Here is a 12,844-nt window from a genome sequence, read left to right on the forward strand (position 1 = left end):
ATTCGTCCGGCCACTGGGAACGTCGCCGAATGAAGCCTGCATCCAAGACGGGACGCCCTGTTCCTCCGCCTCAGCAGCCAATTCAGGCGGCCTCGCCCGTTATCCTGGAAACTCAGGGCTTCCACATCCGAAGCCTGCGCCCGCACGACGCCAGCGAGAAGCTCTCCGCATGGCTCGCGGATCCGGACATGATGTGGGGGCTGAACATTCCGGCGCGGGACTGGCCGATCGAGAAACAGCAGGCCTTCATCCTCTCGTTCGACAATCGCAAGCGCTATCTGATCGGCATTTTCGCCAAGGCGGGCGGGGCGCTGATCGGCTTCTACATACTCGAGGTCAACCTCACCCATCGCACCGCGCATATCTCGGTCGGGATCGGCGATCGGGACTATTGGGGGAAGAACGTTTTGTCGGAGACGACCCCGGCACTGCTGGATTGCCTGTTCAAGACACGGGGCATCGAGAAGGTGGTGGCACGGATCATCCCCACCAATCGGCGCATCCTGTTCGGCTTCATGAATTCGAAGCGTTTCTTCTTCGAGGGCCGCCTGATCGGCGAACTTCTGACGCCGAATGGGGAGCGCACCGACGTGCTGTCATTCGCTGCGCTCAAAGACCGGCCCGCTGCCGCCAGATGAGCCGGGGCAACGGGCGGCTCGGGGCGGAGTTCCGGACAATCGCCGAGGCATTGGATGCCGCCGCCGGCGGCGATGCCGGCCTCGGATTCTTCTCGTCGCGCGGCGAACTGGCCTCGAGCATGAGCTACGCGGCGCTGCGCGAAGCCGCGCTCACGGCGGGACGGGCGCTGTTGTCCAGCGGTCTCGCACGCGGGGACCGCGTCGCCGTGATCGCCGAGACCGGCCCGGATTTCCTCAGCGCCTTCCATGGCTGCCAGTATGCCGGGCTGGTGCCCTGCCCCCTGCCCTTCATGACCTTCATCGGCGGACGCGACGCCTATTGCGCGCGGATCGGCAGCCTGATGCGGGCCGCGGATGCCCGCGCGATTTGCGCGCCGGCCGCGCTCGAAGGCGTTGCACGTGAGGCTGCGGAAGGCATTGGCGCCTTGGCGCTGAGCTTCGATCAGCTTCGCATCGGCGGCGCGAACATGCCCATGACGCCGAGCGGTCCGGACGACCTCGCCTATATCCAGTTTTCCTCCGGATCGACCGCCGCGCCCAAGGGCGTGCCCGTGCGGCAGGCGGCGCTGCGCGCCAATGTGGCGGCGATACTGAACGATGGAGTGCAGCTCACGCAGGAGGACCGGGCCTTCTCGTGGCTGCCTTTTTATCACGATATGGGCCTTGTGAGCCTCTCGCTGGCTGCGCTGTTCGGCCAATGCCCGGTCGACTACATCGCGCCGTCCTCGTTCGCGCGCCGACCCGGCCTGTGGATCGAGCTGATGTCGCGTCTCGGCTCGACCATCACCGCTGCCCCGACCTTCGGCTACCGGCTGGCCGCGCAACGCGCGGCACCGGCGGACGCCATCGACTTGTCGCGATTGCGGATCGCCGGCGTCGGCGGCGACATGATCCGGCTGGACGATCTGGAGGCGTTTGCGGCCGCGCTGAGCGCCAAGGGCTTCGACGCCGCCGCCTTCCGCCCGAGCTATGGTCTTGCTGAAGCGACGCTGGCGGTCGCGTTCGCCGACCGGCTGGAGACCCACGATCCGTCTTCGGACGCCGCTCAGCCCGGCGAAAGTGCGCGGCGCTTCGTGGTGTGCGGCCGGGTGATATCGGGCCATGAACTCATCATTGCCGCGCCGGACGGCGCGCCGATGCCGGGCGGAGAGGTCGGCCGCATCCTGGTGCGCGGACCCAGCATCATGGACGGTTACGTCCGTCCGTCCACCGACGGCTCGCCGCTCGGCCCTGACGGCTTCCTCGACACCGGCGACCTCGGCTATCTGGTCGAGGGCAAGCTCGTCGTCACCGGGCGGGCCAGGGACGTGCTGCATTTCCGCGGCCGCAATATATGGCCGGAAGACATCGAGTGGACCGCGGAGCGGATCCCTCCCCTCAAGGCCGGCGATACCGCGGCCTTTGGCGTGAGCGACGGAGCCGGCGACGACCGGCTCGTCGTCCTCGTGCAGTCCGGGATGCCGGACGACGCGGCCGAGACGCTCTGCCAGCGGGTCCGCGTCGCCGTCAGCGAGGCGGCCGGCGTGGTCTGCGAGGTCGTCACAGTACCGCCCCGCAGCCTGCCGTTCACCTCATCGGGCAAGCTCTCCCGGCAGGCGGCCCGGCTGAAATATCTGGGCGGCGAATTCGGACGCGTTCCCTCGGCCGATTAGCGCCGAACCACCTTCACAGGCTGGCCGCCCTCGTGCAGCAGCTGGCTTTGCCAGCGAAAACGCGGCGGGGCCGTTGATGTCAGCTCGAAGCGGGCGTCCCGCAGGAACACCGCAAGGAACGACATCATTTCGATGACGGCAAAGCGCGCGCCCGCACAGACCCGCGGCCCCACGCTGAAGGTGAATGAGTGCCCGACATTGGCGGCCCCGGCATCCGTCGCATCGATGTCCACCGCCCAAGGGTCGGAACGGGATTGGGCGCCATGCTGAACGCCGACTATGGAGACGAGGACCTGGTCATCCCGCCGGATTTGGTGCCCGCCCAGCGTGTCGTCGCCGAGAGCCTTGCGCCCGACCATCGGCGCCGCCGGGAAGATGCGGAGCACGGCGTCGAGAAATCTCTCGAAGTCCGAGACATCAGAGAGCTGTTCCCAGTTGGTCACGCTACCGTTCCAGAACCGATCGGCGGCGCGCCCCAGCCTTTCCTGGAGCTCCGGGTTTCGCGCCAGGAGATAGCAGGCCCAGCCCATGGAGGCGGCCGTCGTCTCTGCCCCGGCGGCGAAGAACAGCGTCACCTCGTGCTCCAGCACGAAGCCATTGTCCGGAACCGCGCTCAATTCGCGGATCCGCGACAACAGGCTGCCTTCCTCCACATCGCCGGTGCGGAATGAGGCGAGGGACGCCAGAACCTTCGCCCGGACCTCCAGAAAGCTGCGCAACCGGTCCGGATCGAGCGCGGCTGGCCCCTGGTCCGGCATGAAGGCATATTCGGAGCCGAACGCGATCATGCGGGCGATGTCGGCGACATCGACGCCGCTCTCCTCGAGCGTGCGTCCGAAGAAGGTCTCCACCATCACGCCGGCCGCCATCTCCCGGAACAGGTCGTCGGGCAGTGTCGGCTCGCCCGCATCGGAGCGCGCACTAAGCTTTTCGATGGTCGCCGCACCATGCCGGATACAGCGTTCGAACGTGCCCTGCCGGTCGAATTTCGCCAAATACGCCTGGGAGAGCCGCTGCCGGATTTGCCAGGCCTCGCCATTCTCGGTGATCCGCGAGGGGCCGAGGGCCTGGGTGTAGCGCAGCATGTTCTTGGCGTAGTTTCCGGCATTGGTCCGCAGCACGCGCTGCGCCGAATCGATGTCCTGCACGATCAGCACAGGATAACCGGACATCACGAGCGCCACGTCTTCGCCGCTTCGCTCCTGCGCAAGCCGGTACAGCAAGGTGCAGAAGTCGCTGGCCTCGCTCATCCCGCCTTTTCCAGCACCGCCGCTAGGTCGCGCACCGACTTCACGCCGATCAGACGCACCACGTCGAACTCCACGCCGAGGTGCCGCTCTATCTCCAGCACCAGCGACTCGAAAGCCAGACTGTCCATCGGCTTGACCGCGCTTATGTCCGCGTCGTCGCCGATCATCGCTTCGGGGATGAAAAGCGCCCGCGATAGCACTGCCTTTGCGGCCTGTAACTCACTCATCAGGCTGCAACACGTGGATGACGATGGGTCATGGAACCTGGGCTACCTTCGTTTTATATTCCAACGAGATAACTCCTATAGTGTGGCTTTTCAACACTGTCTCGCGGCGATGGCAGAGAGTAACCTTTGGTGGCATGCATGTCTGGGGGCCGCCATGAAGAAGTTTCTGCTCTGCACCGTTTTCGGCCTGACCGTGGCCACCTCGTCGGCGTTCGCCGCCGATCTGAGCTACCCGGTCAAGGCACCACCCATTGCCATTGTTCCGGCCTATAGCTGGACCGGCTTCTATCTCGGCGCCAATGCCGGCGGCGGCTGGGGCGACTTCGACACCTGGCAGGGCAAGTACAGCGACGGCAACCTGGTGGACTCGCAATCCTGGTCGCACAGCGCGGGCGGATTCATTGGCGGCGGCCAGATCGGCTATAATTATCAGTTCTCGAACAATGTCGTCGTCGGCCTCGAGGCGGATTTCGAATGGAGCGATATCGACGCCACGACGAGCGGCGATGGTGACGGCGGTCATTACAGCTACGGCTCCGAAGTCGACTGGTTCGGCACCCTTCGCGGCCGGCTCGGCTACGCGTTCGACACGCTTCTTGTCTATGGCACCGGCGGCGCCGCCTATGGCAAGGTGAAGATATTCGACAATAACTGGTCGTCGCCGGGTGATTATTCCTACAGCGATACCCGCTGGGGCTGGACAGCCGGCGGCGGTGTCGAATGGGCCTTCGCTCCGAATTGGAGCATAAAGGCGGAATATCTTTACGTCGATCTTGGCACGTTCCGCGTGGATGACTTTACGCCGGACTTTTTTAACCTTAGCCAGGAGACCGACTTCAAGTTCCACACGCTCAAGGCCGGCATCAACTACAAGTTCTGAGCTTGAAGCATTTATGGAAGGGGCCGCGTCGCGCGGCCCCTTTTTCATGTCGGGACTTCGCTCCAGCCTTCACTCGCCGCCGTCGTCGTCGGTGTCGCCCTGCGAGTACGGGTCGGCCAATGCGGCATCGGGGCGGCTCACCGGCACCTTGCCGGAGGTGAGCGTCGCCAGCTTGGCCGGGCCGGAGCTGCGCAGGATCGCGCGGTAGCTCGGATGCATGCCGCCATCCATATAGACCGGGGAAACCGCCGGGGTGGTCTGCGACAGCCGGCCGATGGTCTGCTCGTCCTGCGCCTCGCGCTGCGCCACCAATTCGGCGACCTGCGGATCGGTCGGCTCCTGAAGGCACGGCGCCAGCGGATCCTCGTTCGGAAACGCCGGGTCCGCGGCCGAGGTGAAGCGATAGCGCCCGCCGCAGGCCGACACGTTCGGCGGCTGCCGCGTCACCGCGAAAACGTCGGTGCCTTCCTTGAGATTGCGCCAGAACGGCATGTTCGGATCATTGCGATTCAGCGCGAAATTGCGTGGCGTCATGCGGAACGGCAGCGCCTGCACCTGGAAGGCCGGCTGCCCCGCCGCCAGCGCATCGCGCGCCACCGCATAGACCTCGGCGATGCCGTCATCGGTCATCGCATAGCAACCGGACGAGGTGCAGGCGCCATGCACCATCAGCGCCGCGCCGTGATAGCCGAGCGCGCGTTCCAGATTATTGGGATAGCCCAGATTGAAGGCGAGGTAGAATTGCGAGTTCGGGTTCATCAGCCCCGGCGTCACGCTGTAGAAGCCCTCGGGCGCCTGCCGGTCGCCCTCCTGGGTCTTGGGCCCGAGCCTGCCGGACCAGCGGCACATCGGATAGGTCTTGAGCAGCGCATAGCGGCCGGAGCGGTTGCGCTTCCACACCTCCAGCTCGCTCTCCTTCTTGTAGATGCGGATCATGATCGGATCGGCCGGCGTCATGCCGCGCGCCGCCATGTCCTTGACCAGCCGGGCCGGTATGGGCTGCGAAGCACGATCGTCGACCGCGACGCCGACGCAGCCTGCGACGAGCAAGGAGAGGCCGAACAGCACGGCCAGGCGGAAACGGGTACGGGCGCTGGTACTCATGGGCAACTCGCAACAGGTCGGGTCCGAACATCGGCAAGGCGACGGTGCAGCCGCCCTTCATCGCCTGCGAATCTGGCAGGGATGAGCCCGCGCGGCCCCCGCGCAGCTGCGAAGTATCATCATGATTTACAGAAGGTTCCGTTAACCACAGGGTGGTGCCGTTCGCGGCGCCGCCGACCTATAGAGCCACGTCATCCTGAGGTGCCCGGCGAAGCCGGGCCTCGAAGGATGCTCGTCCCAGATGACGTTCCTCTGCTTCAACATCCTTCGAGGCTCGCTGCGCTCGCACCTCAGGATGACGTGGCCCTCAGCCGATCCGCACTTCCGCCACCAGCCCGCCGCCCTCGCGGTTGCGCAGCTTGAGTGAGCCGCCGGTCGCCTGCGCCAGTTGCTGGGCGATGGCCAAGCCCAAGCCGGTGCCGCCGGTATTGCGGCTGCGGCTGTGCTCCAGGCGGAAGAAGGGCTGCATCACCGCTTCCAGCTGGTCCTCGGGGATCCCCGGGCCGCGATCCAGCACGCTTATCCGCACCCCCTCCCCTTCGCGCGCGACGCTGAGCTCAGCAGCACCGCCGAACTTCAGCGCGTTGTCGACGAGGTTGGTGAGGATGCGGCGCAGCGCGTGGGGGCGCACCGTCACGGTGCCGGCGGCGCTCGCTGTCACCGTCACATCTTTGCCGGTGTCCTGATAGTCATAAGCCAGGCTCTCGATGAAGGAGCCGATATCGATGCGCGTCGCGGCCTCAGCATCGCCATGGGCGGTGCGGGCATAGGCGACGCCCTCCTTCACCAGCCGCTCGATCTCATCGAGATCCTGCATCAGCTTGTCCTTCTCCACCGACTCGTCCGCCATCTCGGCGCGCAGCTTCATGCGGGTGATCGGGGTCTGCAGGTCGTGGGAGATGGCGGCGAGGATCTGCACCCGCTCCTCCAGATACTGCGCGATGCGCTCGCGCATGGCGTTGAAGGCGCCGGCGGCGCGGGCCACCTCGCTCGGCCCGGCTTCGCTCAGGCGCGGCGCCGTGCGGTTGGGATCGAGCGCGTCGGCGGCCTGGGCGAGGTCCGCCAGCGGGCGGATCGCCTGGCGCACCGCGAGCCAGCAGCAGGCGACCAGCAGCAGCAATTGCGCGATGAGCGCATAGGGCAGCCATTCCGCCAGCGGCATCGGCGCAGGATTGACGTCGATGGTCAGCGGGCTGCCGTCATGCAGCGTGAGATGGGCCTGCAGCCGCTGGCCCTCGCCGGGGATGGCTTCCACCGTCACCGGGAAGCGCCCACCTATGGCGTCGCGGATGCGGGCGGCGATGTCGGCGCCACGCGCGCTGAGCTCCGGCACGCCGGGCTGGCCGGCGCCGAGCATGAACGAGTAGGCGCCGCGGTCGAGTTGCGGCACCCAGGCCGGACGCTCATCTGCCGGCAGCCGGTCGAGAATGGCGACGGAGGTCGCGACATCATTCTCCAGCGTGCCGAGCATCACCTGCCGGGCAGTCACGTAGCGCTCGAGGAAGATCACCCCGAACGACAGCGCATGGGCGATGATGACGCCGGCGAGCAGGATGACGAACAGCCGGGCGGCGAGCGAGCGCGGCCACAGATGGAGATCGCGCAGCGCGAGCGGCGTGCTCACGGGCGCGGCTCCGAGATGTCGACCGGCATGGCGAAGACATAGCCTTCACTGCGCACGGTCTTGATATAGGCCGGCTCGCGGGCATCCTCATTGAGGCGCTGGCGCAGCCGGCTGACCAGCAGGTCGATCGAGCGGTCGAACAGCTCCGCCTCGCGGCCCTGTGTGAGGTTCAGGAGCTGGTCGCGGCTCAGCACGCGCTGGGGATGATCGACGAACACCCGCAGCAGCCGATATTCGGCGCCGCTCAGCGCGATGGTGGTGCCGTCCTTGTCCAGCAGGTTGCGACCGACGGTATCGAGCTTCCATTCGCCGAAGGAGAGGATGGGCGCCGCCTCGGTGACGCGCAGATTGGGCGGCAGCATGCGGGCGCGGCGCAGCACCGACTTGATGCGCGCCAGCAATTCGCGCGCGGCGAAGGGCTTGGCGAGATAATCATCGGCACCCATTTCCAGGCCGATGATGCGGTCGGTCTCGTCGCCGCGAGCGGTGAGCATGATCACCGGCGTCGCCTTGTGCTTGCCGGCGCGCAGTTCGCGGCACAGCACCAGGCCGTCATCGCCCGGCATCATCAAATCAAGCACGATAAGATCCACGGTGTTGGCCTCCAAGAAGGCGCGCATGCGCCGGCCGTCCGGCGCCACGTCGACGCGCAGGCCGTTCTTCCTGAGATAGGAGGAGACCAGATCGCGGATCTCACGGTCGTCATCGACGACGAGGATGTGGTCGATGTGATCCATCGTGCAGTGCCTTCACCTCTTGCGTGCCGGAAAGCTCTAGCACCATTCCCGATGAGGCTGGCAAGACCGGCCGAAGCAGAGTTGTAAGCCACTGTACGCGCGAAGTGGCCGGATACACTGGCTTACAAAATGCCCGCCGGCGAGGCTTCCCCGGACACATGCGGGATAAGTGGCGGCCACCAGATGCGGTGGACGGCTGGTGCTTCAGCCGCTGCGCCGAGGCGCATCATCCTCGCAAGGACACGATGATGACCCTGCTGGTCGTTGCCTATATTGGCGGGGTGCTGACAATTCTCAGCCCCTGCATCCTGCCGGTTCTCCCCTTCGTCTTCGCCCGCGCAGGACAGCCCTTCTTCAAGAGCACGCTGCCGATGCTGGCGGGCATGGCGCTCACCTTCGCCGCCGTCGCCACGCTGGCCGCGGTCGGCGGCGGCTGGGCGGTGCATGCCAATGAGATCGGGCGGAGCCTCGCTCTGGTGCTGCTTGCGGTGTTCGGCGCGACGCTGCTTTTCCCGGCCATCGCGGAACGGCTCACCCAGCCGGTCGTCGCGCTCGGCAACCGGCTCTCGGAGGCTGCGGGCACCTCGCCGGGCGTTGGCGGCTCGCTGCTGCTCGGCGTCGCCATCGGCCTGCTCTGGGCGCCGTGCGCCGGGCCGATCCTCGGGCTGGTGCTGACCGGCGCCGCGCTCAATGGCGCCAATGCCGGCACCACCGCACTGCTGCTCGCCTATGCCGGCGGCGCGGCGACCTCGCTGGCGCTGGCGCTCCTGATCGGCGGGCGGGTGTTCGCCGCGATGAAGCGCTCGCTCGGCGCGGGTGAATGGCTGCGCCGCGGGCTCGGCGTCGCCGTGCTCGCTGCGGTCGCGGTGATCGGCCTCGGTGCCGATACCGGCCTGCTGGCGCGGCTGTCCGGCCCCACCACCAGCCGGATCGAACAGGCCTTGATCGACGCCACCAGCCCCGCCGCGCCCAGCATGGTCGCCAGCAACGGCGCGGTGCCGATCGGGGCCGACGCGCCCTATCGCAGCCGCCTGCCGGTGGAGGGACAGTTCCCCTCGCTCGACGGTGCCGGCGGTTGGCTGAATTCGGCGCCGCTGAGCACGCAAGCGCTGCGCGGCAAGGTCGTGCTGGTGGATTTCTGGACCTATTCCTGCATCAACTGCATCCGCACCTTGCCTTATGTCCGCGCCTGGGCGGAGAAGTACAAGGACCAGGGGCTGGTGGTGATCGGCGTGCACACGCCGGAATTCGCCTTCGAGAAGAAGCTCGACAATGTGAAGGCGGCGCTCGGCAATCTGAAGATCGACTATCCGGTCGCCATCGACAATGACTACAAGGTCTGGCGCGCCTTCCAGAACAGTTACTGGCCGGCGCTGTACTTCATCGATGCCGAAGGCCGTATCCGCCATCACCAGTTCGGCGAAGGCGATTATGACCGCTCGGAAAAGGTGATCCAGGACCTCCTGAGGGAGGCCGGCAGCCGCAAGGCCGAGGGCGCCGTCGTGGCACCCACTGCCACCGGCGCCGAGGCGGCGCCCGATCTCGGCGCCCTCGCCTCGCCCGAGACCTATGTCGGCTATGAGCAGGCGAGGCGCTTCGCCTCGCCCGAGGGGCTGAAGGCCGGCGCGCGCGACTATACGGCGGGCGCGCCGGCGCTGAACCAGTGGGCGCTCACCGGCAACTGGACCGTGGGGCCTGAGCAGGCCAGCCTCAACCAGCCGGGCGGAGGCATCGTCTACCGCTTCCGCGCCCGCGACCTGCATCTCGTGCTCGGACCCGGCGCGGCCGGGCGGCCGGTGCCGTTCCAGGTGACGGTCGACGGCCAGCCGCCGGGCGTCGACCACGGCACCGACACCGACGCGCAGGGCAATGGCACGGTGAAGGAAACCCGGCTCTACCAGCTGGTGCGGCAGGCCGGCCCGGTCGAGGAGCGCACCTTCGAGGTGCGCTTCCTCGCGCCGGGCGTGGAGGCATTCGCGTTTACGTTCGGGTGAGTACGACGTCATCCCCGGCCTGGTTGTAAAGACCGGAGACACCCCTGACAGGTGTTCGGAGACATGCCTGACAGTCAGGGCGGGTCGTGTGGGGGCTTTTTGAGGTCGATGGTTGTGATTCTGGTGGCGCCGAAGCAGACGGCATAAAGGCCGTCGCGCTTGTGCGGGCGGATGGCGAGGAGTTCGCCGCGGAACGCCTTGGGCACCTTCCAGAGCCGGTTGTTGAAGCCGACATAGGCCTTGGTGGTGCCGACCCGGCGGACGATCTCGGCGCTGTCATAGTGCGGTGTGGGCAGGCGCTCCGGGAAGGGCCGCGGCGAGGGTCGGTAGCGGCTGGCCGGCACGGCGAGGCCGATCCCCTGGTGCGGGCGGACATGGTTGTAGTCCTCGCGCCAGGCTTCGAGCGCGGCCTGGGCCTGATCGAGGCCGCGCAGGATGGCGAGGTCGAACACCTCGTCGGCAAGGCTGCGGTGGAAGCGCTCGTTCTTGCCGCGGCCCTGCGGGTGGTGGGGACGGGCCGGAATGGTGCGGATGCCGAGCTTGAGCAGCCAGACCCGCAGCGGCGTCCACTGCCCCGGGCGGCCGCCGCCCCAAGGCGCGCCATTGTCGACATAGATGGCCTGCGGCAGGCCGTGGCGGCGCAGCGCCGGCTCCAGCCGGGCGCGCACCGTGGCGGTCTGTTCGTCGGCGCACGCCTCCAGCACCACGGCGTAGCGCGAATGATCGTCGATCACCGTCAGCGTATGGCACCACGTGCCGCAGGCGAGTTGCACCCGCCCCTTGAAATCCATCTGCCACAGCTCGTTCGGCGTCGCCCGCTCGAACCGGCCATAGGCCTGCGTCCGGCGCGCGGCCGGCGCGATCCGGTCATGGCGGGCCAGCACCGCATGCACCGTCGAGGGGGCCGCCGCGTCCTCCAGCAGCCGCGCCAGCTTGCGCGCGCCCCACGCCGGATGGGCATCGCGCAGCGCCAGGATCCGGGCCTCCAGATCCGCCGCGCTACGCCGCGGGCTCGCATGCGGGCGCCGCGAGCGCTCCGTCAGCGCCTCGCCGGCGCGGTAGCGGCGCAGCCACACATAGCCGGTCTGCCGGCTGATCCCGAAGCCCGCGCACAGCGCCGAGACGTTTGCCCCCTCAAGGCTCGCCAGCAAACAGAACTCCCGCCGCTGATCCGCCACAGATGCCTCCCGCCAGACCATCCCGACCTCCCAGGGCCAAAAGCCCCAAAAGTGTCAGGCATGTCTCCGAACACCTGTCAGCCATGTATCCAGAACAAACACTGGTGCCGGGGATCTCGATTCCCGACAGAGCGTCAGCGGCCGAGTTCCCCGGGACAAGCCCGGGGATGACGAGTTGAGGGGCCGGCTCTGCCCCTTTGTATCGCTCTGTATCCGCCCTCGCCTCACCTACACGCGCTTACATTTCGCGGCCGATCCGAACACATGCGGGATACGCCGCGGGCGCCTGATGCGGTCATTGGCTGAGCGGCCGACGGCCCTCGAAACCCCAAGGACAAATGCAATGACCAAGATCGAAAAGGTGCTCTACACCGGCAAGACCCACACCACCGGCGGGCGGGACGGCGCCGCGCGCAGCTCCGACAACCGGCTGGACATCAAGCTGTCCTCGCCCGGCTCGTCGGGCGCCGGCACCAATCCCGAGCAGCTGTTCGCCGCCGGCTGGTCGGCCTGCTTCATCGGCGCGATCGGGCTTGCCGCCGCCAAGGCCAAGATCGCGCTGCCCGCCGGCCATGCGGTCGATGCCGAAGTCGATCTCGGTACCACCGACGGCGCCTATTTCCTGCAGGCGCGGCTCAATGTCAGCCTGCCGGGCCTCGAGCACGATGTCGCCCAGGAGCTGGTGAACGCTGCCCACCAGACCTGCCCGTACTCCAAGGCGACGCGCGGCAATATCGACGTCGTCATCAATCTGGTCTGAGCCGTCACCCCGGCCCGCGCATCCCGATGGGCGGGCCGCAATCGGGAGCTACACCATGCAGTTCGCCATCAAATGTCTGGTCGGCCTCGCCGTGCTGCTGTCACCCTGCGCCTGGGACACCGATCCGCGCGAGACCGCGGCGGTGAGCGCGGTGCTCGCCCAGCTCGCGCCGGCCGATACCCATCACAATGATCACGGCTGGGAAGACTCCTTCCCCGGCTGGTTTTGAGATCGTGGGAGAGAAGTTGCCACAGCCTCTCCCTAACCAGTACGCCCTCATCCTGAGGTGCCCGGCGTCAGCCGGGCCTCGAAGGATGCTGAAGCAGAAGACGGCCATCGGGGATGGGCATCCTTCAAGGCCGCTTCGCGGCACCTCAGGCTGAGGTGGTTCTTTAGAGCAGCCCCCTCACGCCGCCGGGCGCATGCCCGGAGCACCGCGGCGATCGGCTTCCGTCGCTTCCCACCAATCCCCCAGCGCGTCGATCAGCGGCACCAGCTTCAGCCCGGCCGGCGTCAGGTCGTAATCGACCCGCAGCGGGTAGCCGGGATAAGCGGTGCGGCGGACGATGCCGGCGTCTTCCAGCTTGCGCAGTTCCAGCGCCAGCATGCGGTGCGAAACCGTCGGGTTGTCGCGACGCAGATCGCCGAAGCGCTTGGTGCCGTCCTTCAGATAATACAGCAGCAAGCTCGGCCAGCGCCCGCTCAGCACCTGCATGGCCTCTTCGATCGGGCAGCGGGAGACGAGATCTTTCATGAACTTGGCCAGGTTTGTTCTGGTTACAGATTAGTGCGTAATTTAC

Annotated in this window: 12 protein-coding genes and 1 pseudogene; 6 read left to right on the top strand and 7 right to left on the bottom strand. The window is 67.1% G+C overall.

What is annotated here, in order from left to right; all coding sequences use genetic code 11:
* The first annotated feature begins 29 nt into the window (after positions 1-29).
* A complete protein-coding gene (locus G3545_RS08030; RefSeq protein ID WP_170011470.1) occupies positions 30-638 on the top strand; it encodes a GNAT family N-acetyltransferase in 609 nt (202 codons plus the stop codon).
* Positions 635-2,290, top strand: coding sequence for an AMP-binding protein (locus G3545_RS08035; RefSeq protein ID WP_170011472.1), 1,656 nt, complete (start codon positions 635-637; stop codon positions 2,288-2,290). The genes G3545_RS08030 and G3545_RS08035 overlap by 4 nt, the downstream gene beginning before the upstream one ends.
* Here G3545_RS08035 and G3545_RS08040 read toward each other — a convergent pair.
* Both G3545_RS08040 and G3545_RS08045 read right to left on the bottom strand, forming a co-directional pair.
* Positions 2,287-3,540 (bottom strand): cytochrome P450, encoded by a 1,254-nt coding sequence (locus tag G3545_RS08040; RefSeq protein ID WP_170011474.1) that lies wholly within the window; start codon positions 3,538-3,540, stop codon positions 2,287-2,289. The two genes, G3545_RS08035 and G3545_RS08040, sit on opposite strands and share 4 nt — an antisense overlap.
* Positions 3,537-3,767 carry an acyl carrier protein gene (locus tag G3545_RS08045; RefSeq protein ID WP_170011476.1) on the bottom strand — a complete coding sequence of 77 codons (231 nt, stop codon included), beginning with the start codon at positions 3,765-3,767 and terminating at the stop codon, positions 3,537-3,539. Before G3545_RS08045 ends, G3545_RS08040 begins: the two co-directional genes overlap by 4 nt.
* A gap of 154 nt (positions 3,768-3,921) precedes the next feature.
* Between G3545_RS08045 and G3545_RS08050 the strand changes: the two genes are divergently transcribed.
* On the top strand, positions 3,922-4,647 hold the full coding sequence (locus G3545_RS08050; protein WP_170011477.1) for an outer membrane protein: 726 nt from the start codon (positions 3,922-3,924) through the stop codon (positions 4,645-4,647).
* Positions 4,648-4,716: 69 nt separating this feature from the next.
* On the opposite strand, the gene G3545_RS08055 is transcribed toward G3545_RS08050, so the two are convergent.
* From G3545_RS08055 to G3545_RS08065, 3 genes are all read right to left on the bottom strand, one after another.
* Entirely contained in the window at positions 4,717-5,751 is a 1,035-nt protein-coding gene (locus G3545_RS08055; RefSeq protein ID WP_170011478.1) for a murein L,D-transpeptidase family protein, read from the bottom strand.
* Between the two features lie 307 nt (positions 5,752-6,058).
* Positions 6,059-7,375, bottom strand: coding sequence for an ATP-binding protein (locus G3545_RS08060; RefSeq protein ID WP_170011479.1), 1,317 nt, complete (start codon positions 7,373-7,375; stop codon positions 6,059-6,061).
* The gene (locus tag G3545_RS08065) at positions 7,372-8,112 is read right to left on the bottom strand and encodes a response regulator (RefSeq protein ID WP_170011480.1); all 741 of its coding nucleotides are present in this window, start codon (positions 8,110-8,112) and stop codon (positions 7,372-7,374) included. Before G3545_RS08065 ends, G3545_RS08060 begins: the two co-directional genes overlap by 4 nt.
* A gap of 248 nt (positions 8,113-8,360) precedes the next feature.
* Between G3545_RS08065 and G3545_RS08070 the strand changes: the two genes are divergently transcribed.
* Entirely contained in the window at positions 8,361-10,106 is a 1,746-nt protein-coding gene (locus tag G3545_RS08070; protein ID WP_170011481.1) for a cytochrome c biogenesis protein DipZ, read from the top strand.
* Positions 10,107-10,207: 101 nt separating this feature from the next.
* On the opposite strand, the pseudogene G3545_RS08075 reads toward G3545_RS08070, so the two are convergent.
* Positions 10,208-11,305 (bottom strand): annotated as a pseudogene (locus G3545_RS08075) (IS481 family transposase); the annotation flags it as partial.
* Positions 11,306-11,627: 322 nt separating this feature from the next.
* Between G3545_RS08075 and G3545_RS08080 the strand changes: the two are divergent.
* Together G3545_RS08080 and G3545_RS08085 are read left to right on the top strand one after the other, a co-directional pair.
* Positions 11,628-12,044 (top strand): organic hydroperoxide resistance protein, encoded by a 417-nt coding sequence (locus G3545_RS08080; RefSeq protein WP_170011483.1) that lies wholly within the window; start codon positions 11,628-11,630, stop codon positions 12,042-12,044.
* Between the two features lie 55 nt (positions 12,045-12,099).
* Positions 12,100-12,273 (top strand): hypothetical protein, encoded by a 174-nt coding sequence (locus G3545_RS08085; RefSeq protein ID WP_170011484.1) that lies wholly within the window; start codon positions 12,100-12,102, stop codon positions 12,271-12,273.
* Positions 12,274-12,450: 177 nt separating this feature from the next.
* On the opposite strand, the gene G3545_RS08090 is transcribed toward G3545_RS08085, so the two are convergent.
* Positions 12,451-12,798, bottom strand: a complete 348-nt coding sequence (locus G3545_RS08090) for a helix-turn-helix domain-containing protein (protein ID WP_170011485.1) — start codon at positions 12,796-12,798, stop codon at positions 12,451-12,453.
* Positions 12,799-12,844 lie beyond the last annotated feature (46 nt).

Source organism: Starkeya sp. ORNL1, from assembly GCF_012971745.1.
Lineage (GTDB): Bacteria > Pseudomonadota > Alphaproteobacteria > Rhizobiales > Xanthobacteraceae > Ancylobacter.